Raw genomic sequence first — 23,450 nt, forward strand, 5'->3', positions numbered from 1 at the left:
CGTTAAGAGAGTTTTATCCCCTGGCTGACCCGTTGTTGATTCAGCAAGAAACCCTAGACCTGCTGGAGTGGCCTCGGCTCTGCCAGCACCTGTCGACGTTTGCGGCGACCAAGAGAGGTACCTTAGCCGCCCAGGCATTGGCATTGCCAGGGAGTCAGGCCGCCAGTGTAGATCTGCTCGCTCAAACCCAGGAGGCAAGCGGGCTCGAACAGAGCAACAATGGCCTTAACTTTGGCGGCATTCGTGACGTCGGGGGGGCAATCGACCGGGCCTACCGTCAGGGACTACTGGGTGGTGAAGACCTGTTAGCGATTGCGACCACCCTCAATGGCGCTCGCCAGCTCCGCCGCACGATTGACGGCCAGCCACCGGAGAATCTGCCGGTGCTCCAGGGGCTGGTAGCCGATGTCAGCACCCACCCGGATCTGGAAAAACAGATTTACCACTGCATTGACGATCGCGGCGATGTGACTGACCGGGCCAGCCCCAAGTTGGGCGGTATTCGCGATCGCATGAAGGCTACTCGCCAAGACATTCAGCAGCGGTTGCAGCGCCTTTTGCAGCGCCAGGCTGGGGCCATGCAAGAGCCCTTGATCACCCAGCGGGGCGATCGCTTTGTGCTGCCGGTGAAGGCTCCGCAAAAAGATGCTGTGCCCGGCATCGTTCACGATGCCTCTGCCAGCGGGGCTACTCTTTATATTGAGCCCCAAGGGGTGGTCGAGTTGGGCAACCGCCTGCGCCAGCTGCGACGGCAGGAAAAGACCGAAGAAGAGATTATTTTGCGGCAGCTGAGCGACGCCGTGGCCGAAGTGTACGACGATCTGCGGCATCTGCTGGCGATCGTCACCGAGCTAGACCTGGCCCATGCCCGCGCTCGCTACTCGCTGTGGCTGGGGGCCAACCCGCCCCGCTTTATTGCTGCCCACGAACAAACAACGCTGCGCCAGCTGCGCCATCCTCTGCTGGTCTGGCAGCAGCGCCACGAGCAAGGGCCAGAGGTGGTGCCCATTAACCTGCTGATTCGCCCCGAGCTGCGGGTGGTGGCCATTACCGGCCCCAATACCGGCGGCAAAACCGTCACCCTCAAAACCCTGGGCCTGGCCGCCTTGATGGCCCGCGCTGGGCTTTACATACCGGCTCGCGAACCCGTGGAGCTGCCCTGGTTTGAGCAAGTATTGGCCGATATCGGCGACGAACAGTCGATTGAGCAAAGCCTATCGACATTCTCCGGCCATATTCGCCGAATTGGGCGTATTTTAGCCGCGTTGGGCTCTGGAGAGGCTGAGGAGCTAGGGGAGAGGGCGGAGCCAGGGGGCGAATTCTCACCGCTTTTAGATGTGGCTAACTCCAGTGACGTGGTTTCATCCGCCGCTCCCCCCCCTGCTAACACTCTCGTTCTGCTCGACGAAGTCGGCGCGGGCACCGACCCCACTGAGGGCACAGCCCTGGCCATTGCGCTGCTGCGGTACCTGGCCGACCGGGCGCGGTTGACCATGGCAACGACCCACTACGGCGAGCTCAAAGCGCTGAAATATCAAGATGAACGCTTTGAGAATGCTTCGGTGGAGTTTGATGAGGCCACCCTATCGCCCACCTACCGCCTGCTATGGGGGATTCCGGGGCGATCGAATGCCCTGGCCATTGCCCGTCGTCTGGGTTTAGCTGCCAATGTGATCGACGAGGCTGCTGCCCAGATGGCGGTGGAGTCGCAACAGGACGTCAACCAGGTAATTGCAGGGCTAGAAGCTCAGCGTCGTCAACAGGAGACCCGTGCCCAGGCGGCGGCAGATCTACTGGCTGACACTGAAAAACTCCACGCTGAGGTACAGCACAAGGCCGAGCTACTGCGCGATCGCGAGCAAGCGCTTAAGCTACAGCAGCAGGCGGCGGTGCAGCAGGCCGTTGCCGACGCCAAGCGCGACATTGCCAGGGTAATTCGCCGCCTACAGCAGGGAGATGCCACCGCCCAAGCGGCCCAGCAGGCAACAGCGGCCGTCGATGCGATCGCATCGACGCACCTGCCTAAGCCGCCGTCCCCGGCTGCAAAGGCGGGCTACCGGCCTGCGGTCGGCGATCGCATTCGCATTCCCAGTCTGGGACAAACCGCCGAGGTCATCACTGCCCCCGACGATGACCATCGCATTACCGTGCGCTTTGGGCTGATGAAAACCACCGTCGGCCTGGCCGATATTGAGTCATTGCAGGGCGAGAAGGCTGAGGTGCCGGTCAAAGCCAAGCCTATCGACACGGTGCCCGCCGCCCAGGCAGCCCCACCGGCCCCAGCTATTCGCACCAGTCGCAATACCCTCGATCTGCGCGGCATGCGGGTGGCTGAGTCGGAGGCGGTGCTCGAAGAGGCGATCGCCAAAGGCAGCGGAGCCCTATGGATTATCCATGGCCATGGCACCGGCAAGCTCAAGGCCGGGGTGCATGACTACCTCAAGCGCCACCCTCAGATTCAGCGGTTTGAGCCCGCCGCCCAGGCCGATGGGGGCACCGGAGTCACGGTGGCCTACTTTTAGCTCGATGGCCCGGTACCTGCCTGTATCGAAATTGGTAACAACGCCTTGGGCTCAGCGCCGACGTGGCACAGTAAATGGGCTAACTCCTATTTAAGTGTGAGGCCCATGACCCTAAAACGCTACTCCCCCAGGCGGCTGACAGCCGCAGCTTTGATGTCAGCCGCCCTAGCTTCAGGGCTGAGCTTTGCGCCAGTATTTACCCCCCAGGCGACGGCCCAGGAGACCCTAATGAGAACCCTAACGGTAACCGGCCAGGGCGAAGAATCGGTACCCACCACCAAAACCCAGGTCAATCTGGGCGTCGATGTGCAGGGTAGCGATGCCACGGCGGTACAGCGTGAAGTGGCCCAGCGCACGGCAGCGGTAGTTGAGTTGTTGCGATCGCGATCGGTCGAGAAGCTCGAAACTACCGGCATTCAGCTCAGCCCTCGCTACAACTATGAGAATGGTCGTTCCGAGGTGATCGGCTATAGCGGCAGCAACACCGTCAGCTTCCGTATGCCCACCGAAAGCGTCGGTTCTCTGCTCGATGATGCGGTCAATGCGGGGGCCAACCAAATTCGCGGCATCAGCTTCGTCGCCGCCGACAGCGCCCTAGAATCGGCCCGCCAGCAGGCCCTGCGCGAAGCCGTCGCCGATGCCCAGACCCAGGCCAGCGCCGTACTCGACAGCCTTAACCTGACTGTTCAGGAAGTGATTGGTATTCAAATCAATGGAGCTGCGCCACCGCAGCCAATTCCCCTACAGCGGGCAGCAGAGTATGCTGCCGCCTCAGATGATGCCACCACCCCAGTGATTGGGGGGGAGCAAACCGTCCGAGCCCAGGTAACGCTGCAAATCCGCTACTAAGAACCAGGACGCGATCGCACCTCCCCGTTGCAAATGGGCGGGCAAAATTGGGCCGGACAAAATCCTCGTCAGCGGCTTGGGGTTGGCCTGCTCGATCGCGTCCATCGCGGCATCTGCCAGCCCAATCGTTGACTACAGCGTCAGGTAACCCCTTAGGGTACGTCTGATAAGCCAAGCTAGGCAACACACTGAGTTGTAGCTCAAAAACGGAAGCGGTGGGATTTGAACCCACGAGGGAAGGTTTACTCCCCTACCTCCTTAGCAGGGAGGCGCTTTCGACCACTCAGCCACGCTTCCAAAGAGTTAGTCTTTGTTAGTTTAGCAGACACTCAGCAGAGACAACCCCCCGGCCTATACTTTCTTTTGGGTTGGCTAGGGCTCAACCCGCATAACCGGGGGTTGCCATTCGCTAAGAGTGTTCCAACTAAATACCTATCCAGTGTCTCTCCGCGACCGGCCCACTGGGCCAAGTTCGCGTTCCTGATCGGGATGTTTTTTTAGGTGGAATACTCTAAGACCATGTGTAGGCCGGTTCAATTTCCATTGTGCCCTCACGCGAAGACAAAGGCTGCGCTGTCTAGGGTAATGTTGCTCGACACATTTTCCAGGCCAGCGATCAGCTCGGTTGTTGGCCCCGACTGGTAGAGCAGGCGTGCATCGACGGTTCCCGCTCCGGTGGAAAACAGCTCTAGCGCGTAGTCCTGCGGGCCACCGTGAAGCTGGATCGAGTCTTCGGCGAGGTCGAAGTCGGTAATCTGGGCAAAGTCGGCAAACCCCGGCTGTCCCGGATGACCGTCGAGATAGTAGACGCCATCGCGATCGCCCAGCACGAAGCGGTCCTGCCCCAGGCCGCCGATCAGCACATCGTGTTCCCCTACGCCTCGGGCCGTGCCGTTGGTGCCGATGAGGATGTCGTTACCGCTGCCGCCGATGAGGGTGTCGTCGCCGGTATCTCCCCGCAGCTGGTCGTTGCCGGTGCTGCCGAAGAGGCGATCGCTGCCCCTGCCGCCCAATAGCCTATCGTCATCGCTGCCGCCGATGAGGGTGTCGTCGCCGCCGTGGCCCCACAGGGTATCGCGGCCGGGATTGCCAAAAATCAGGTCTGCCCCCAGGCCGCCGTTCAGGGTTTCGTCGGCGTCGCCGCCCACTTGGCTGAGGGCAAAGGCCTGGTCCTGGATCACCGTCGTATCGGTGTTGCGGCGGATGATGTCGGCCAGAGTTGTTTGGCGAATGACCGCAGCTTCTGGAGAGGGTAGGGCATTTTCAAAATAGAAGCGATCGCCGTCCCGCAGCCGGGTGAACTGATCCTGCAGAATGGCGGCCACGGTTTCGCCCACGCTGCTGCCGGGCAGCAGGTCCTCTGCCAGGAGCCCGACGAAGGCGTCGATCGCGTCAACGCTGCCGTAGAGAGCGGCCAGGGCAGCCTGAAGCTGGGGGTCGGCGGTGATGTCGGCGAAGCTAGCCACCCTGGGCAGGCCGTAGGTGGCGCGCACCGTGTTGTAGTCCGCCAGGCCGTTGAGGCGACCCCGCTCGATATTAATCGCCGCCAGGTCCCGGGCGGGAGAATTGGCCCCTTCCCCAAACAGCAGGCTGCGTACATCTTCAATCACCTGATTGTCTACGCGCTGGCTCTGGGAGGAGGCCAGCCCCCGCAAAATACCGTCGATGCCTTCGCGCTGCAGCAGCGTGGTCCCCGGTAAAAACACGTCGCGCAGCAGCAGGTCGCCGCCGCTGGGATCGCCCTCTGGATCGAGCTGGGGAATCACGGTGCTGAGCTGGGTGTGCCCCAGCCGAAACGCGGCCACCGAAAAGACCCGCTCGATATTTGGGTTCACCGTGGGATCGTAGCCGTCATAGGTCGGCAGCGATTCTCCCAGCAGGGTCGGCAGGTACTCATTGAACGTGATGTTTTGCATCTGCGCGATGTTGATCTGTCGGGCTCGTTGATAGAGCTGCTCGTTAGTCCAGTCGGGATGGGCCTGGGCCAGCGACTGGGCCAGCCGATTGTGTTCGCGCACAAACAGGGTGTGCATCGAGGTCAGCGCCGCGTTTTCGTTGGCCCGCCCGTCACCGGCAATAAATTCACTGCGGCCCGTTCCCGAGGTTGACAGCGGCAAAAGCTCTCCTTCACTGGTGCGTAGCTCTCCCCCGACGAAGGCCCGGAGAGCGTCTGCCTGCGGGGCATCGGAACCGTACACGTTGGAGCCATCGACCCAGTGGGTAATCGCGTTCGGCAGTCGGCGCGGATTTTGCGGGCTGGTGCCGGTGCCGGGGACAAATTCGCTCTCCCGCAGGCTGATCACGTTGGTCGGATTCAGGGCTGGATCGTCCGATGGGATGGGAATCGCCTGCGCGCGACCAGCCGACTCTGGCGTGTCTGGATTGAGGGTGATGTCGTGGTCGAGGAACTGTCCCCACACCCAGATCAGATTGGTCAATCCTCGGGGTTCGGGCACCTCCCCCGCCTGTTGAGAGATGGCATTGCTGATGACGCGAGCATTGGGGCGATCGTCACCGGCTGGGGTCGAGAAACCATTTTCGTAGGCGAGGGGAACGGTGTCCCGCAGGGGGGAACCAGCCGCTCCGAACAGGGGGTACAGCCCATTGTTGCCGAAGCCATCGATGGGGCTGTTGAGCAGAGATGGATCAGAGCCCGCAGCGTAGGGATCGGCAACAATCAGAGCCGAGGACGGCGAATTTTCGAGAGGTTCAAACATAACTCACACCGATTAAACACAGCTTGAGCGGCCACTCAAGGGCATCTATTGCCGGTATGAGCTCAACTTATTCAGACCGCCTCAGACAGGGGTGAATAGGTGAATGGACTTTAGAAATAGGAGGCTGTACACGTGCAGCATTCTGTTTTCTCCATCATGAAAATCTCGTTTGGTAAAGCAATCTGGATAGCCCTGGCGGCCTCAGGCAGTGCCATCATTTACTCCTATTCAGCGCTCATGGCCCAAACGGCGACGAGCCCCCCCGTGCGGCTGGAGGATGTGGCGGCCCTGGGGCTCGATTTCGATGGCGGTAGCCAGATCCCCGCTGGCCTCGGCCAGTCTGACTACCCGGCGGAGCGCGATCGCGGCGTGATCAGCCACGACGATCGCGTCCTGATCACCAGCCAGTCGTTTCCCTGGACGGCGATCGGGCGGCTCAACGGGCTCACTGCCGAGGGTGAGCTTTATATCTGCACCGGCACGCTGATTGCCGACGACGTCGTGCTCACCAACGCTCACTGCGTGCTCGATCCCGCAACCGGCGAGCTGAGCCAGGCCCTCGTCTTTCTGCCCAATTTAATCGCCGGTCAGCTGGCCAGCGACGGGGATATTGGGCGAGTGGAGGCGGTATTTGTGGGGACAGATTTTAGCGATCGCAATACCCCTCCCCATCCCGATGACTGGGCACTCTTGCAGCTCGATCGACCGCTGGGACAAATCTACGGCGTGGTGGGGTTGTCGATCGTTGACTCTGAAGATTTGATGGCGGACCCGTTTGAGCAACAGCTGGTGATGGTGGGGTATTCGGCAGACTTTCCCCAGGAGGCACCCGGGGAGTCGGCCAGCGCCCATGTGGGATGCAGCATCGTGGCTGAGACCGAAAATGACGTGATTGTGCATGAGTGCGATACCTACGGCGGCTCCTCGGGCGGCCCAATTTTAGCTATGGTGGATGGCGAACCCAGAATTGTGGCGTTGAATACGTCAGAGGGTCTCGATCGTGCCACAGGAGAAGGAATCGCCAACTATGCGGTCAAGATTGAGCGCATCACCACTGCCATTGAGGCTGAGCTAGCAGCCGAGTAATAGAGGATTGAGCCTTTCGAATTGACTTCATGACGGCTTCTCTTATCAGCGTCTATTCAGCCAATTTTTGATTTCTTCTTCGAGGCAATGGGCTTCCCGACAGGAATTAATGGGAATCGTGAATGTCTCCTCGACAGTGAGAACAAAGAAATAGCAGTAAGCCTCGCCGTCGTTGTAAACCTTGCGGGTTTTAATATCCTGAATATCTGATATATCGATTGTTTTTATCGTCTCCACTGGTGCGGCTAGCTGACGCACGGTAAAGGTATGACCTTCAAATCTCCACATCTCATAATTCGAATGATGGAGTTTGGCTTCAAACCAGTAGCCGATCGCCATCTCTAGTATGAAAATGGGTAGCCAAATAAGGTTGTACCAGATCAAGAAAAATGTTGCTATGGTAACAATTGAAAAAGCACAGCCAACGGGTAACCATGAATTAGCAATTTTAGGAGGATTGCAGGCATAAATCATCAAAGAGTCAGCCGCTTTTTCAAGGTAAACGGTCTTCTTGGACCTCTCGATCTTTCGAATTTGAACTGACTGCCGGGCAACTAGCCCCTGGCTGAGAGCTGCTAAAGCAGACCGGGAACTGTCAAATCGCCGCTCAATATCAGGGTGAATCAGACCTCTCAGCCAGCTCTGAAATGACTTACTGGTTGTACTGAAAGGCTCAAATTGAATTTGCCCCCTGCGCGTGGGTAAATCAGCCGGGTGGGTTCTAGTGAGCAGATAAACCAGCGTTGCACCGAGACTGTAGAGATCTGAAGCGGGTACAGCTTGGCCGTAAAACTGCTCTGGCGGCATATAACCGTAGGTGCCCACAACCGTTACTGTGCCGCCGTGAGACGTTGTTTGCACCGAACCGAAATCGACTAAATAAATCTGTCCGGGGCTGTTACCGCTGGAATTGGCCAACAAAACATTGCTGGGTTTAATATCCCGATGGATAACCGGTGGTTGATGCTGATGAAGGTAATCCAGGATGTCTAGAAGCTGTTGGGCAATGGCCTTCAGCTCGACCTCGCTAAAAATCTGTCCGCTCTGCATCCACTCCTGAAGTGATTTAGCCTCAATGTAGGTTTGTACCAGAACAAAGCCTCTGCCTAGTTCGGTGTCGAGTTCAAAGGAATCGAGGTACCTGGGGATGGCTTGATGAGTGAGCACTTTCAGGGTGGCGGCTTCTCGTTCAAAGTGCTTGAAATCGTCCCAGGTAAAGTCAGGCCCAAACAGCAGCAGCTTGACCACTACCGACGTTTGGGTTTCCAGGTCGGTGGCCAAAAACGTCCGGCGGCCCACCTGACGACCCAGTAGGGACTGAATACGGTAGCGGTGGTGAATGACGCGGTCAATGAGAGAGTCCATAGGAAAGGCAGTCTCGGCATCTGCTTATATTTCTGGGCTAGCGCAACTTATTCACTTGCCCCCAGCAGCGTGAAGGCCGCCCAGTCCCGCGGATTGGGGCGACGCGCCATCGTGCTCAGCATGGCCTGCCGCAGAGCCTGGGCTTTGTCTTGTCCCTGGCTGAGCTGCTCGTAAAAGGCGGTCATCAACTCAGCGGTGGGGGCATCGGGCACGGCCCACAGTGACACCACTACGCTGGGCACCCCCGCCGTGATCAAAGCCCGCGACAGGCCGACAACGCCATCGCCGGTAATTCGCCCCCGACCGGTGTCGCAGGCGCTGAGCACGGCCAGGTCGGCATGCAGGTCCATCTCCAGAATCTCGGCGGCGGTGAGCAGTCCGTCTTCGCCATCCCCGGGGGCGAGGGCTACCGCTCCAGGCAGGTCCAGCACCCCGGAAGATTGGGGATTGCCATATTCCAGCAGACCGTGGGTGGCCAGGTGAATCAGGCTGGCTGAAGGCAACAGCTGCTTGATGCGGGCTTCGGTGGCCGCGCCATCGGTCAGGGCAGGACTGTTGAGAAATAGCGCGATCGCCTCCACTTCATCCCGGGTTCCTGGCAGCGACGGCAGCGGTTCCTCCCGATTCTGCTGGGGTAGCCACACCGAGGGCATTACCGGATCGCCGACCAGCAGCGGCTCGCCCTGTTGCCCAGCGCTGGCTTTACTCAGCTCGCTCGCTAGGTCAAACACCTGGATGGACGGGGCGCTGAGCAGGGTATGTTTTTCAATCAGGTAGGTGCCGTCGGCGTCTTGCAGGGCCGGAAAGGGCACCAGGAACAGGCTGCCCTGGGGGATGAAAACCACCTTATCTTCTGGGTCGGTGGGCAACAGCTCCGCGATCGGATCAATCAGCAGCTGATGCAGTGCCTGAAGCTGACTCGTGGGGGGCTGGGCGGGGCTGGCGATCGCGCTATTTCGCAGCTCGACGATCTGTTCCTGCAGCACTGACTCATGGGTGCCGCCCCGATAGATCGGAGCTTCAAGGGCGGTGATAAGATCGATGCCGTCATCAGCGTCGCCGCTGCTTGCTAATACGACTGAGCGAAACTCGATCTGGCCAGAAGGCTGTACCACCCAGATATAGAGTGTCTGATCGAAACTCAGAGAATAGGTCACCAACGTCGTGTCGGTATCGCGGGCCGTTTGCTGAATTTCAGCAATGGTGGGGGCTTCTGTAGCGGCCAGATCTGCTCGGTCTGAGTCAGACAGACGACTGGAGAGTTGCAACACAAAGGCCCGAGCCCGTCCCCGCTCGGAAGCCGCCAGGGCCTCAGTGGGCTGGTTTTGAGCAATCAAAGCCTGCTCTAGATAGGTGTAGGCGCTGGCCTGGGTGTCGAGGAGGGCAATGAGTTGGTCGTCGGCCAGGTCGCTGCGGAGAGTCTCAAAGATGCCGATGGACTGGCGTAGGACTGACTCTGCCTCGGAAAACTGGTCCAGCTTGAGCAGGGCAGCTCCCTGCCGATTGAGGGCGCTAGCTTCACTGGGGCGATCGCCCACCTCCCGATGGCGAGTGACCGCCTGCTGCAGAAAGTCCAGCGCCTGGGGATCGCCCTGGGCCGTATACGTGACGCCCAACCCCTGTAGGCTAATGCCTGCAAAACCCCGAGCCCCAATGCGCTGCTGAATGGCTAGGGCCTGCTCAAAAGCGGCTTCGGCAGCCGGGTACCGGCCCAGCTTTGCTTGCAGAAAGCCGATGTACTGCAACGTAATGCTTTCGGCGGCGACATTGCCGATCGCCCGATCGATGGCTAGGGCGGCCTCAAACCCTTCGAGGGCGAGTTCATCTTGATCTTGCTGTTCGTAAATCAGTCCCTGATCGGCGAGGATAGCCGCTTCGCCAGTGCGATCGCCCATCCTTTGAAACAGAACCAACGCCTGCCGATAAAATTCCAGGGCCTGAGTATACTGCCCCAAATAGCGGTGATTAATGCCCAGGCTTTGCAAGGCGTAGGCTTCGCCGCTAAGATTGCCGATTTCCTGAGCGAGGGCAAGCGCCTGCTGATGAGTCTTGAGGGCCTCGGCGTAGCGGCCCTGAGTCCGGTAGTAATCACCTAGATTCGTCAGGTCTAGGATTTCGTTGGCGCGTTGACCGATGGTCTGGTGAATGTCGAGCGCTTGTTGAGTGTAATCAATGGCCTGGGTATAGTCTCCGCGCGAAAAACTGAGGGTGCCGAGGTTACCCAGACTGACGGCAATTTGAGCAGGACGCCCCAGCGATTGATCGATCTCCAGGGACTGCTGGTACAGATCGCGGGTGCGTCCGTAGTCGCCCTGCCCGTGATAGACCAGCCCCAGATTGTTCAACACGTTGCCCCGCAAGACTTGCAGGTCTAGGGTGTCAACCAGCCCCAAGGCCTCATCCAGCACGGCGATCGCGTCGGGATAGCGGCCCTGATTGCTGTAGATCGCGCCCACGTTGTTCAGCCCTACGGCAATACCTTCGCGATCTTGAATAGCGGTAAAAATGTCGAGGCTCTGCTGGTAAAAGGCCAGCGCCTGAGCATAGTCCCCCCGGCTCTGATGCAGCCGACCCAGGTTGTTGAGAAATGTCGCTTCGTTGTGGCGGCTGTAGAGAGGGCTATCCTGGAGCTGCTCGCGGGCGATCGCCAGCGCTGCTTCAAAATGCGTTAGAGCCTCAGGGTAGCGCCCCTGATCTTCATAGACGCTCGCCAGGGTATTGAGAATTTGGCTTTCAGCCAGCCAGGTGCCCTCAATACAGAGCTGTTGCGATGCGGTGGCGTCATAGCTCAGGGAAGCGATTCCCGCCCCCGCCGCGTCGGCGTCGATATCTAGAAAGCAATCCTGATCGAGCTGGGCTGGGGTGTCAGGAGCGCTCAGGCGGCGGCGCAAATCTTGGGTCAGGGCAAAGGCGGCATCGAGCATCGCGATCGCCTCGTCATATTCCCCCAGGGCGCTGTGAATCAGGCTGAGATTGTTGAGAATCGTGGCCTCATCCCTGAGGCTGGCTTGGGCTTTAGCCAGGGGCAGGGCCCGCTCATAGGCGACCAGCGCCTCAGGGTAATGCCCCATGTCATCGTAGGTGCGGCCCAGGCCAATCAAGGCATCTAGCTGCCGCTCCGGGTCGTCGAGGGCACCTGCGATCGTCAGCCGTTCTTGGTTGACCGCCAGAGCCTCCGGATACCGATTCAAAAATAAATAGCTCGCGTAGAGAAGACCCAGCGCGCTAGACTGCAACGCCGGATCTTCGAGCTGTCGGGCAATGTCAAGGGCCTGCTGGTGGGCCGCCTGAGCTTCGGCGTAGCGGTGCTGATCGCTGTAGGTAACCCCGAGAGTGTTGTAGAGATCTACCAGGGTATCGAGAGCTTGTTTATGAACATCAGCGGTAGCGCTCTCCAGCTCTAGAAGCTGATCGCCGTAGGCCAATCCCTGCTTCAATGCTTCGAGGGCCTGGTCATAGCGACTATCTCGGCGATGGTACTCCCCGAGGATGCCGTGGGCCAGAGATAAGCTCAGCAGATACTGCTGATGGAGTTCCGGAGCGGCCAGAGACTGTAGCGGTTCGAGCCCCTGCCGCCAGATGGCGATGGCCTGCTCGTACTGCTGTAAGGCCGCTGAAATTTCCCCATTCTCTAGCTGGTCAGTGCCCTTGGAGATGTATTGGCTAGCCACCTGGGCAAACCCCTGCCAAATTTCGAGTCGTTGGCGATCGCCTAACCTGAGCTGTTCTACGGCGGCGAGGGCGAGCTGCAATTGCTTCAAAGCCTTTGGAGGGTCATCCTGCGCCAGGTAAACCGTCGCGAGTTGCCGCCGCGCATTCACGACCGCCGCGACCTCTGACGCCTCAAAAATGACTAACGCCTGCTGATATTGCTCAATGGCCGTGTCGTAGTCTTCTGCTTGCTGGTGGGCGGCTCCGGCTACAAAGCTGGCAAATCCTGCGATCAGGCGCAGGTCGCGATCGCGGCTGAGGGCAAAGGCGGGCTCTAGGCTCTCAAGGGTGCGATCCGGCTGCTCTAGCTGCAGATGAGCAGACCCTATCCACACCCAGGTCAACGCCGAGAAATAGTCCACAGCCTCATCCTCAGAGGAGGCCGTGGCAAGGACTGCCTGGGCCGATTGCAGCTGTTCCAGGCCAGCGGCGGTGTCCCGCTGTCGGATGTGGATGGCACCGATGTCCAGCAGAATCATTCCCCGCAGCAGCGGCGTCCCGGCTTCTTCAGCCAGGTCCAAGGCCGTCGCCAGTAGGTCCTGGGCAGCATCCAGATTCTCCTCGGGCTGAGCCAGGGCTACCCCTCTCAACGCCGAGGCTTCACCCCGAGGATCTTCTAGCCCGCGATAGATCTCCAGGGCCTGCTGGACCAGGTCCAGAGCGGTTTCTCGCTGGCCTTGAAAGTTGTAGACCTGAGCCAGAGCGACCAGGGTCGCGGCCTCTGCATCGGGGTTTTGGCGCGTTCGGGCCTGGTCTAGGGCGGCTCGCAAAGGCGCGATCGCCTCGGGCAGCCGTCCCTGATAGTAGAGCCGCAGCCCGGCTTGATGCAGGTGATCTAGATGATGGGTCGCGCCCGGATTCGCCTCAGCCACAGGCAAAGGCACTGCCCAAGGGCTCCTCCAGCTGGTCGGCAACGCCAGCCCCCACGAAAGCGCCGAGGCTATCAAAACAAACCCATACGTCTGAAGTTTCATAGGTTGAATGCTGAAAATGAACCATCAATCGAAGCGGAATTTTCAACCCAGATCCTGTCTGCCAGTGAACCTGCCGCCTAAAACTCAGACTCGTCAATGGGTTCTGCTTGAGCGGTGCCGTAAAGGACAGGGTGCAGGGTGACCTCGTAGGTACGCCACAGCTCCTGGTTGCCCTCGAAGGCAACTATAAATTCCAGAGGTTCACTGAAGACCGATAACGACTGATTGCGGCGGAAGCGCTGCTGTGTCTCATCCCAATCCACTCCAAGCGCAAATTTGAGATCGTAGAGGCCCACTCCCAATCCCTCTAAGGTTACCTTTTGATTAGCCCGCACATAAACAAAGCGAACCGTGCGCCCAGTTTCACGATCCACGAGCTTGGCTACGGCATCCGCTGAATTGCTATTGTCAATCGTTAGTAGGCTATGGCCCGTATTGCCTGCCGGCGACTGTAAATCCGCACCATTAGGCAAAGAAACCGGCAACCTTAGCGTTTCGGGTGGGGCGATCGCGTCCAAATTTGGGGTCAGAGGGGTCACCAACTCGGCCTGGGGACTCCGAACTTGGTTCATTACAACAGTGCTAAAGCCAAAGACGGCAACGACGACAGCCAAACGAATCCAGGGCTGTTTGCGCAGGAACTGGGCGGGTTGAGCGGCAATGGGTAAGGTTTTCATCACAAATCCTCTTGATTGCGACAACCGGACGATGATGTGAACTCTGGCCGGTCGAGAGGATATATCTCTGTGGCTAAAAGACTTATTCAAAGTAGGCTGATAGCTCGTAAAGTAGCTTGTGTAAGCTGATGGTCGGAGAGTTCTGCAAGCCTGTTTTCCGTCTGGGCTTGCTGCAGAAGGTGCTGAAAGTTTTGCAGCGCGTTTTGCGTGTCCGGATGTTGATCTCCGATCGCTTTCAGAATAGGAATTGCCTGCAAATAGAGCGCCTCTGCTTCGCGATAGCGTCCCTGCCGAAAATAAAGCCCGGCCAGGTCATTGAAACTAACACCAATGAGTGGATGACTGTTGTCAAATAATTGCTGAAAAATGTGGAGCGATCGCTGAATCACAGACTCTGCATCGGAATATTGCTGTTGTGAACGGTAGAATTTGGCGAGTCGTCTCAGCAATAGTCCACTGGCTAGATTGTTCTCGCCATGGATCTGTTGCAGCAGCTCTAGTGCCCGCAGCCAAATGGCTTCTGCCTCTGCATTTTTGCCCTCTGAGCAGCAGGTTTCTCCCAGTTGATTAAATTTATCCAGCACCCCTAAGTCATCGGCCCCCTGCTGTCGCAGCTGAGTTTCTAGAGATTTCACCCAGAGATCTGCCGATCGCTTTTCTGGCCCCCCGGGAACATCCGCGCCCGCTGCCTTTTCAGAGCCAGATGATTGCTGGGGAGATGCTTCTCTGGTCATGCCCGTACCACTGTTGGCCTCCGCTGAAGCAGATTGCGCCACCTGACGGGCATGCAGGGTCACTAACTGTACAAGGCTTGTTTCCAGGCCAAAATCTTGGAGCGATCGCGCTATTTGAATAGCCCGCTGGTAGCAATCGCCTGCCTGTTGAGGATGCTTTAGGTGATGGTGGGTAGCGCTGAGGTTGCCCAAAACATTTGCCTCGCCTCGCCGGTCTCGCATTTGTTGATAGATCGGCAGAGCACTTTGAAAGCAGGCCAACGCGCTTTGAAAGTGTTGGTTGTCGATATAGGAGATGCCTAGATTGTTCAGGGCACTGGCCATAAAAAACGGTTGGGCACCCATCTGTCGCCCCAGGTCTAAGGCCTGCTTGTAGCACAAAATGGCCTGCTCAGGCTGCTTGAGATTGCGATAGGCCACTCCCAAGTTGGTCAATGCGCTGACGATGCCTGGATAGTCAGGAACTCGGTTAAATAATGCCAATGCCTTCTGCAAAGTCTGCACGGCGACGGCAAACTGGTACTGATGAATTTGGTTAATGCCCAGGTTCAATAGCGTGTCTGCATTGGGCTCCTGAGGATGCTGCTGCATAAATTTTCTCCCGAATTATTGCTTGACTAAATGGATGCAGGATCTACATCGTGAGCTGACTGCTAGCGACTAGCTCACATCCCGGAATTTCTAATAGCTCGGCCACCTCGGGCGTGGTCGCCGCGATCATGCCTTGCCGTAGGGCCTGAGTGACGTCCTGCAAGAGGGCACTTTCCGCTTCACGGTTGGGCACCTCCTCCAACAAGTCAGCCAAGCCATTGAAGAACTGAGCGGTTTTGGCTGGGGTGAAACTGGCCTGGCTACAGTCTATTGGCCCTACCAGTTGATCGCCGTCACCACCGCCTGTGAGTGGATCGTCATCATCGGTGCCGGGGGGTGAGGGGGGCTCAGCGGGCTCTACATCGAGCGTGCGCAGGTAGATTTCATCGGTATTTGTGCCGGTATCGTTGAGATTGACGCCATTGGAGACAAAGACCACGCGGCTACCATCGGCGGAAATCGTACCCCCGAAAGAAGAGGTGCCAAGAAACCCGCCTACGGGCTCCTCGCCGTTGTTGTTGACCGATACCCGAGTGGTGGTACCGGCTACGGTGTCTCGCACGAATACATCCAACGCATTGTTAGTGTCTCCTGGAACCAGATTATTGGCGATCGACTGAAACACCACGTAGCGCCCGTCGGCTGAAATAGCCGATGATTTCACAAAACTGATGCCGCTACTGCCGTTTGCCTGATTGCCATTGGAATCGACCGAGAGGCGGGTCGTGCTGCCAGTTTGAAGATCGTGCATAAACACGTCTTGGACACCATTAATGTCGTTAGGCACCAGGTTAGTAAAGGTCGATTCAAACACGACAAAGCGCCCATCCGGAGACATGACCGGATTGCTGGCTTCGCCGCTGTCTGGAATTTCGTTGACCGAGACCCCATCTCCCTTTTGACCCTGGGAGTTGACAGAAACCAGGGTAGTGGTCTGGTCAACGCGATCGCGCACATAGATATCGTAGTCACTGCCAATCGCGGTATCTCGCGCATCCAGGTTAGAAGCAAGAGTCTCAAAGGCCACAAAGCGGCCATCGGCTGAAATCGACGGCGCAAAGGAGACCGCATTGGCTGGCTCGCCATCGGAACTGACGGAAACCACTTCAGTCGTATTGGCCACGGTATCTCGCACAAAGATATCTGTTGCACCATTGGGGACGCCCGCCAGAAGCGCGTCAGATTGAAAAGCCACATAGCGACCATCCCCCGAAATGACGGGTCGATACTGGCTGACGAAGGTGTTGGCGGGCACCTGACTGCCATCGGCGGCTAACGAAACTCGAGTCGTCGTGTTGGCGATCCGATCTCGCACAAATAGGTCCGTCTCCCCGTTAGTATCGTCCGGTACCAAATTCGTGGCATCTGATGCAAACACCACGAAACGCTCGTTCGCAGAGATCGCGGGGGCATCGAACGCCGCAGAAGAGCCATTGCCAAAAACTTGATCCGAAGAAACTGACAAAAAGAAGAACTGTCCAGTTTCGAGATCTTGAATAACGACATCCTCAACGCCGTTAGGGTCGTTGCTGAATTCGGTCAGAGTAGATGCGAAAACCACGTACCGCCCGCTGGATGAAATGACCGGGCTTTCGCCGAAGAACGTGCCGATGCGAGTCGTAGTTGCCATAGAAACCTCAGGTTGATGAGAGAGCTGTGGTAGTAGCCGTAGGGTGCCGACCTGATTTCATGCAGCCTTAAAGGCGGAAGACTGGAGCCCAGGCAGGCTGAGAAGCATCCCGTCGGTTTGTTGAGCGACGCTAAGTTCCAGAGCCCGAATTCAGCGCTTCGTATTCGCACAGCATTTCCTCGAAATACTGCACATGGCGATTGATGCTGCGCTGAAGGGTCTCTAGCAGAGTGCTCACCGCTTGTGAACTGCCAGCGTAGTGAGCCAGGGCGGGGCGCAGCACATCCTGAAAATGCTCCATCTCCAGTTCGGCATGCAGAGCCAACCAGAGGGGATGCTTCAGATTTTGCGCGTCAAAGTAATCGCGCAAAATCTGGTGATTGCGGATCGATACGCAGAGTTCTCGACCGCTGAGGGCCACGAGGGCCGCATAGAAGTTTTCGGTGCCGTAGCCGTGGGCATCAAAGAAAGACCGCTCGTAGGCAACTGTTGCCGGGCTGCGGCGCGATGCCTGAATTGCCTCGGGGCCAAGCTGAAGGGCTTGCAGAAACTCTAGATACAGCTCGGTGTGGTCATCTCGTAGGTCAGTGAAGATATGATCGGCCAGGGACATTAGCGCGGCCTTTTGATCAGGCTCAGAGCAACTGCCAGCTTTGACAATGCAGAGGCCAAACCACTGATGCAGGCGATCGCGCCAAAATCGATATTGCAGAAAGGCATACTGCATGATGGGCAGCGCCTGGTCTGTAGTTTTTAGCAGGTTGAAAAAGCGGCTGCGATCGAGGGCCTCGTGGCAATACGCGATCGCCGCTGTGCTGATGGCATTGACTCGAGTCTCCAGTTCAACCGGCAGGGCGATCGCTCGATCCAGCCGACTTGAGGTTGTCGCGGTTACAGAACTTGCTTTCATGGAAGTTCTCCTTTGGGAAGAGCTATCCACCCATAGTTCTGAGCCGCTGGGACTTATTCACTCGCCCCCAGCAGCGTAAATGCAGCCCAGTCCCGCGGATTAGGGTGCCGTTCCATTGTGCTCAGCATGGCCTGCCGCAGAGCCTGGGACTTGTCCTGCCCGGCATCCAGCTGGCGGTAGAACTCGGTCATCAGGGCCGCGGTGGGGGCATCGGGCACGGCCCACAGCGATACCACTACGCTGGGCACCCCCGCTGTGATCAAAGCCCGCGACAGGCCGACAACGCCATCGCCGGTAATGCGGCCTCGTCCGGTGTCGCAGGCGCTGAGCACCGCCAGATCGGCCTGCAGATCCATTTCAAGAATTTCGGCGGCAGTGAGCAGCCCGTCTTCGCCATCCCCCGGCGCGAGGGCCACCGCGCCGGGCAGGTCCAGCACGCCAGAGGTCTCAGGGTTGCCATATTCCAGCAGGCCGTGGGTGGCTAGATGAATCAGATCCGCTGAGGGCAGCACTTGTTTGATGTGCGATTCCGTTGCCTCGTTGCCGGTGAGGGGCGATCGCCCCAGCAGTTCCCCAATGGCTTCTGCCTCTTCCCTCGCTCCCGGCAATGAGGTGAGCTGCACTTCCTGATTTGCCTCCGGCAGCCACACCGACGGCATCACCGGATCGCCAACTACCAGCGCTTCTGGTGTCTGGGGGACGCCATTCTCTGCTGTTTGCCCCATCGCGCTCGCTAAGCCAAACACCTGAATCGACGGGGCCGTCAGAATGGTGTGTTGTTCGATCAGGTAGGTGCCATTCTCGTCTTGCAGGGCCGAAAAGGGTACAAGGAACAGGCTGCCCTGGGGAATGAACACGACTTTTGCTTCAGGGTCGGTGGGGAGGAACTCGGCAATCGGGTCGATGAGCACCCGATGCAGCGCCTGGAGCTGAGCGGTTGGCGGCTCCGCCCGACTTTCCCGGACGCCAGCTCTGGAATCAGCCACCAGTTCTGTCAACTCAGACTCGTTTCCCGCCTGGCGATAGAGTGGGCCTTCTAGGGTAGCGATGGGGTCAACAGCCACACCAGAATCGTCTGAACTCTGCAGTTCCACTATGCGAAAAGCGATATCGCCGGAGGGCTGCACTACCCAGATGTGGATGAACTTATTTAAGAAGAGGGAGTAGGTGACCAGGGTAGTGTCGGTGTCACGGGCAATCTGCTGGATATTGTCAATGGTAGGGGCTTCTGTAGCAGCCAGATCGGCTCGGTCTGGGTCAGATAGACGACTGGAGAGCAGAAGCACAAAGGCCCGGGCCCGGCCTCGTTCTGCTACGGCCAGGGCTTCAGTCGGTTGTTTTTGCAACACTAACGCCCCCATTAGATTGACATAGGCTTCTGCCTGGATATCTGCGATAGAAATGAGCTGGTCGTCGGTTAGATCGATGCGGAGGGACTCAAAGATTTCTATGGCCTGGCGTAAAACCAGCTCAGCCTCAGGAAGCTGTTTTAACCAAATTAATATGCTTCCCTGATTTGCGAGGGCATTAGCTTCACCAACTGAGTTACCGATTTCACGATTAATGCTCAAGGCTTGCTGGTAAAAATCAATGGCGCGCTCAAATTGACCTTGAAAATAAAAGGTAGTGCCCAGGATGCTGAGGGCAGCCGCTTCGCCATCTCTGTCACCAATTTCATGGAAAATCGCTAAGGCTTGCTGGTTCAAGTCAATGGCGCGCTCATATTGGAACAGAAAAGTATGGGCAGCGCTCAGATTGTTAAGGGCGGCCGCTTCGTCCCGTCTGTCACCGATTTCATGGAAAATCGCTAAGGCTTGCTGATGCAAGTCAATGGCGCGCTCATGTTGGCCCAGAGAAGCATGAACAAGGCCCAGACTGCTGAGGGCAGCCGCTTCGCCCCGTCTGTTACCCATTTCACGAGCAATGGTTAAGGCTTGCTGGAGAACGTCAATGGCGCGCTCATATTGGCCTAGAGAAGCATAGAGATTGCCCAGATTGCCGAGGGCAGCCGCTTCGCCCCGTCCATAATCAATCTCTTGAGAAATCACCAGGGCTTGCTGGAGAACGTCAATGGCGCGCTCGTATTGGCCCAGATAATGATAGGGATTGCCTAGTCTGCCGAGGGCAGCCGCTTCGCCCTGGCGATCGCCGATCTCCCGATAAATCGCCAGGGCCTGCTCAAACGACTGCAGCGCTTCGCGAAACTGGCTAACACCATACTGCTGGTCACCCTGCACCAGAAGGCGATCGGCTTCGGCTTTGCGATCGCTAGCCGCCTCGGCCTGTGCCAACGTCGTAGCGGTTGGCGACGGGGAAATGTCCCAGAATTCTCCAGAGAATCCCGGCATCTGAATCGCCAGTACTGCCAACGCCGTGGCTGCGGCCAACCTCAGTAGCCTGATTGGGTTACGCATGGAACGTTGCCTCAAGTGTGAGGGTTGATATCAGCATATAGCTCTAGCCAGGAAAGACTTATTCACCGATATCGTGATCGCCTGTGGTTCTCTATGCGGCGGCGGATTTTAGCAACCAGCCAGGCCTTTCGATTTACCGCGCTAATGGCTGGCTGCAAATCGCTTCGACGAGGGTTTCGCGGGTTGCGAGCAGGTCTTCTGAAGGGGAGTTGACCGAAAACAGAAACTGGAGGGCGTCGGCCAGCAGGTCGTTGTCGAAGAAATAGGCAGCGATCGCGATCGCCTGCTCAGACTCATCGGCTGCGGTTGCCGCCAGTTCGCTCTGGAGCTGGGCGAGTTCAGTGGTAATGCGATCGCGCTCTGCCCCCTCGGCCATCACCCGAAACGAGAGGCTGAAATCGACGTAGACCTCTCCCAAAAAGGTGGTGTAAAACAGCCATTCATACTCGACGCCTGGCTGTAGTGGGGGGCCTGCATAGATCTGCTGGTTGTCCGATGCGGCTGGCAAAACCGGGGCGCTCCAGAATATCGCCGTTTCGCCCCTTGGCCGCACCGCAATTTCCTCAACTCGTTCTGTTTCGCCCTGCTGGAGCACAAACAGCGGTTGCAGACTCCAAAGGGTTTCGTTCTTGCCGGGGTTAACCACGCAATAGGGCATCGACGTCGCGGCTGGTCTGGAGCCTCCCGCAGCGCCACGGCCCCGGTCATCCACATCATCGTCTCTGAAAAAGTCGACAATGCCTTGAATAATGGCCCCTGGACCAGAGGTTGACTGAGCTGGAGCTGCCGTAGCAGAGGTTAACCCCCATGTTGCGGAGATGGCAGCGACGAGGACCCACTTAGGTACGTTCACGGTGATTCTCCCTTACAGATAGTACGAAGTAGAGCCAGACGGTTAAGGTGGGGAATAGCCAGGGCAGCAGAATGGCCCCGCTGAGGTAGAGCTGCAGGCTGAACAGGCCGTAGCCAGCGGTAAACGCCACCAGATAGAGATAGACCCGCAGCGGGCTGAGCCGGCGGCGATCGCTGAGGTAAACGACCAGCACCTTACCCACCAGCGCCGCCGCTAAAATCATCCAGAGATCGGGAATTGGCAGCACCAGGCGATCGCGGAGCAAGTGATGGGTCATATAGGCGTGGGCCTCGCCGCCCGTAAAGTTAGAGCGATCGCGATCGGAGCGGTCAAACCAGTAGTCGATGGCGGGCGGCAGCGGCAGATTATCTTCGCCGTCTCTGGCAATACCGGCGGCATAGTAGCCCCCCGCCGCCACAATCACGACCGAGTTGGCCAGCGTCTCCCGATTCAGGCTTTGCCGGGCGGCGGCAGGAGATTCCAGCAGCTGCCCGGCGGTAACCGCCGCGTAAACCTGCCCTGGGGGAAGCGAAAAGTCGATCAGTGGCTGCAGCCACCGCTGCCGAAAGCGGTAGGAAAATTGGGTCAGGGGATGCAGGCTGGCTCGGGGGGAGAGGTCGGCCCCGTCGGTTTGGTCCAGGAAGGCCTGGAGCTGGTACTGCAGAAAGGGGCCTTCGAGGCTGGGCTGGGGCAAATTCGGGTCGCCGGATCGGGTGGCCTGGCTGAGGCGATAGGCGGTTGCCAACTGATAGCTAAACGGGGGCTGGTAGCGGCGCGAGGAACGCAGCGGCGCGATGTGCCACAGGGGTACCCAGGCATCGCCCCGCAAAATCCACTCCGGTTGAGCCACCTTGGGATAGACCTCGATCCAGTCGCCGCCGGGGTTTTTGGCGGTAATGAACACCAGCCAGCTCTGGTTTTGGGCGATCGCCCGCTGCAAAGCCTGATTTAGCTTGGTATCGTTCTCGGCCTGGGGTAAATCGAGCAGGTAGTCGATGCCGATCACCGGCGCGTCCAGGTCCGTCAGCCGGTTCACAATGTCGGCCAGCAGTCCCCGGTCGATGGGCTTGTAGGTGTCGATGCCCTGCTGGGCAAAGGTGGGCTGGTCAATCTGCACCAGCACGATGGGGGTGGCGGGGGAGTCTGCGAGCTGCCCGGTCAGGTTGCGATAGATAGCCTGGGTCAGCACCCGCTGATCGAGCAGCCAGTTGTTGATAGGGGGCATCAGACTCAGCAGGGCCAGCACCCCGACGGCCACCAGTTCTGGCCGCTTGGGCCGCAGCTGCCGCAGTCGCTGTCGCCAGCCCGTCGGCTGAATCTGGTAGGGCCGCGAGTCCGGATGGCGAAACAGCGACGGCACCAGATAGGCCGACGGATAGGTGATCGCCTGCTCCAGCTTGAGGAAGCGGCAGGCGCTGTTCAGAGCGGTTTCGACATCTTCGTAGCGGGCTAAGTGCCGCAAAAACTGCCGCAAAAAACTGTGGGCCACCGCGTTGTGCACCGGCTCGCGCATGATGGCGACCTGACTCAGCCCCAGGCTAATCAGCCCGCTGGCGATATCGAGCCCGCTGCAAGAGTTGAACAGGGCAAACTGGAGCCCCTGCTGCTGGGCCTGCCTGAGGTAGGGGCTGAGTTCTTTGACAGAAATCGAGGTGTGGGGCGCGATCGCAATTTGACCCGCCAGCAGCCGTTCCTCGTTGCTGTGGCCGGCAAAAAACAGCACGTCCCAGCCGGTCGGGTCAGCGATCGCCTGGCAGATGCGTTGCTTCAGCGCTGCTGCATCTTCATTGGGCTGCCAGCCGACGTAGTGCAAGTCAAGCTGTTGCCTCTGAGCCTCCAGCGCCTGGCGATCGCCCGCAAAGTCAAGCCCCTGCTCATCGCCGAGAATGGCCAGCACCCGAGCGCGACCCCGGCGAAACTGCTGTCGCGCTCGGGTGGCCGAGTGAATTGTAGGGGGCGATCGCAGGATTTGAATCTGGCCCTGCTGGCCCAGATCGGCTCCCATCTCCCAGGTCTCCCAGGGCAGCCGGGCAATCTCCAGGGGGGTGCACGTCAGAAACAGCTCCATCTTGCCGGAGAGGGTCTTCTGCCCCTTCACCAGGGTCGCCCGCAGCTCAAACAGGGCCTCGTGCCGCAGCCACTTGTGAAACTCCGAGAGCAGTCGCGCCTCTGCCTGCACCACCTGACTGTGCCAGTCTACCTGGGGCGACACCGCCTGCCCCGCCGCCGCCGCCCGTCCCCGCAGCGCCTGCCGATAGTAGCTGAGGTAGGCCCGCCGCCAGGTCTGATACAGCGTCGTCAGCTGAGCCGGATAGGCCAGGCTCGCCGCCAGCCGCTGGCCCTGTCCCCAGGTCAGCTCAAACAGGCAGCTCTGCTGGATTTGATGAACGCTGAGGCGGTACATGGAGGGGTGGGGG

Annotated in this window: 13 protein-coding genes and 1 tRNA gene; 3 read left to right on the forward strand and 11 right to left on the reverse strand. The window is 58.7% G+C overall.

Features of this window, described 5'->3' with window-relative positions; genetic code table 11:
* Positions 1–35 precede the first annotated feature (35 nt).
* Complete coding sequence (locus tag IQ254_RS11065; protein ID WP_193966229.1) at positions 36–2,522, forward strand: endonuclease MutS2; 2,487 nt, start codon at positions 36–38, stop codon at positions 2,520–2,522.
* Between the two features lie 153 nt (positions 2,523–2,675).
* Positions 2,676–3,371, forward strand: a complete 696-nt coding sequence (locus IQ254_RS11070; protein ID WP_193966230.1) for an SIMPL domain-containing protein — start codon at positions 2,676–2,678, stop codon at positions 3,369–3,371.
* Between the two features lie 207 nt (positions 3,372–3,578).
* On the opposite strand, the gene IQ254_RS11075 is transcribed toward IQ254_RS11070, so the two are convergent.
* Both IQ254_RS11075 and IQ254_RS11080 read right to left on the reverse strand, forming a co-directional pair.
* Positions 3,579–3,668, reverse strand: a tRNA-Ser gene (locus IQ254_RS11075).
* A gap of 254 nt (positions 3,669–3,922) precedes the next feature.
* Complete coding sequence (locus IQ254_RS11080; protein WP_193966216.1) at positions 3,923–6,088, reverse strand: peroxidase family protein; 2,166 nt, start codon at positions 6,086–6,088, stop codon at positions 3,923–3,925.
* Positions 6,089–6,244: 156 nt separating this feature from the next.
* Between IQ254_RS11080 and IQ254_RS11085 the strand changes: the two genes are divergently transcribed.
* Entirely contained in the window at positions 6,245–7,174 is a 930-nt protein-coding gene (locus tag IQ254_RS11085; RefSeq protein ID WP_193966217.1) for a serine protease, read from the forward strand.
* A gap of 45 nt (positions 7,175–7,219) precedes the next feature.
* Here IQ254_RS11085 and IQ254_RS11090 read toward each other — a convergent pair whose 3' ends face one another.
* The 9 genes from IQ254_RS11090 to IQ254_RS11130 form a co-directional block, all read right to left on the reverse strand.
* Positions 7,220–8,539: a serine/threonine-protein kinase gene (locus IQ254_RS11090; RefSeq protein ID WP_193966218.1), complete on the reverse strand. Its 1,320-nt coding sequence runs from the start codon at positions 8,537–8,539 to the stop codon at positions 7,220–7,222.
* A gap of 47 nt (positions 8,540–8,586) precedes the next feature.
* Positions 8,587–13,122: a CHAT domain-containing tetratricopeptide repeat protein gene (locus IQ254_RS11095; protein WP_313887425.1), complete on the reverse strand. Its 4,536-nt coding sequence runs from the start codon at positions 13,120–13,122 to the stop codon at positions 8,587–8,589.
* Positions 13,123–13,301: 179 nt separating this feature from the next.
* Complete coding sequence (locus IQ254_RS11100; RefSeq protein WP_193966220.1) at positions 13,302–13,901, reverse strand: hypothetical protein; 600 nt, start codon at positions 13,899–13,901, stop codon at positions 13,302–13,304.
* Between the two features lie 86 nt (positions 13,902–13,987).
* On the reverse strand, positions 13,988–15,226 hold the full coding sequence (locus IQ254_RS11105) for a tetratricopeptide repeat protein (RefSeq protein WP_193966221.1): 1,239 nt from the start codon (positions 15,224–15,226) through the stop codon (positions 13,988–13,990).
* A gap of 43 nt (positions 15,227–15,269) precedes the next feature.
* Positions 15,270–16,856, reverse strand: coding sequence for a hypothetical protein (locus tag IQ254_RS11110; protein ID WP_193966222.1), 1,587 nt, complete (start codon positions 16,854–16,856; stop codon positions 15,270–15,272).
* A 130-nt stretch (positions 16,857–16,986) separates the two neighbouring features.
* On the reverse strand, positions 16,987–17,766 hold the full coding sequence (locus IQ254_RS11115) for a hypothetical protein (RefSeq protein WP_193966223.1): 780 nt from the start codon (positions 17,764–17,766) through the stop codon (positions 16,987–16,989).
* A 53-nt stretch (positions 17,767–17,819) separates the two neighbouring features.
* On the reverse strand, positions 17,820–20,180 hold the full coding sequence (locus IQ254_RS11120; RefSeq protein WP_193966224.1) for a CHAT domain-containing tetratricopeptide repeat protein: 2,361 nt from the start codon (positions 20,178–20,180) through the stop codon (positions 17,820–17,822).
* A 133-nt stretch (positions 20,181–20,313) separates the two neighbouring features.
* Positions 20,314–21,033 (reverse strand): hypothetical protein, encoded by a 720-nt coding sequence (locus IQ254_RS11125; protein WP_193966225.1) that lies wholly within the window; start codon positions 21,031–21,033, stop codon positions 20,314–20,316.
* On the reverse strand, positions 21,020–23,450 hold a 2,431-nt coding region (locus tag IQ254_RS11130; protein ID WP_313887426.1), incomplete at its 5' end, for a CHASE2 domain-containing protein. The genes IQ254_RS11130 and IQ254_RS11125, both read right to left, overlap by 14 nt.

The organism is Nodosilinea sp. LEGE 07088, from assembly GCF_015207395.1.
In the GTDB taxonomy this organism is placed as follows: domain Bacteria; phylum Cyanobacteriota; class Cyanobacteriia; order Phormidesmidales; family Phormidesmidaceae; genus Nodosilinea.

Coding starts and splice junctions, on each gene's coding strand:
- IQ254_RS11105 (WP_193966221.1), bottom strand. CDS start 15,226: ATGCAGCAGCATCCTCAGGAGCCCAATGCAGACACGCTATTGAACCTG.
- IQ254_RS11100 (WP_193966220.1), bottom strand. CDS start 13,901: ATGAAAACCTTACCCATTGCCGCTCAACCCGCCCAGTTCCTGCGCAAA.
- IQ254_RS11090 (WP_193966218.1), bottom strand. CDS start 8,539: ATGGACTCTCTCATTGACCGCGTCATTCACCACCGCTACCGTATTCAG.
- IQ254_RS11115 (WP_193966223.1), bottom strand. CDS start 17,766: ATGAAAGCAAGTTCTGTAACCGCGACAACCTCAAGTCGGCTGGATCGA.
- IQ254_RS11080 (WP_193966216.1), bottom strand. CDS start 6,088: ATGTTTGAACCTCTCGAAAATTCGCCGTCCTCGGCTCTGATTGTTGCC.
- IQ254_RS11070 (WP_193966230.1), top strand. CDS start 2,676: ATGTCAGCCGCCCTAGCTTCAGGGCTGAGCTTTGCGCCAGTATTTACC.
- IQ254_RS11120 (WP_193966224.1), bottom strand. CDS start 20,180: ATGCGTAACCCAATCAGGCTACTGAGGTTGGCCGCAGCCACGGCGTTG.
- IQ254_RS11110 (WP_193966222.1), bottom strand. CDS start 16,856: ATGGCAACTACGACTCGCATCGGCACGTTCTTCGGCGAAAGCCCGGTC.
- IQ254_RS11085 (WP_193966217.1), top strand. CDS start 6,245: ATGAAAATCTCGTTTGGTAAAGCAATCTGGATAGCCCTGGCGGCCTCA.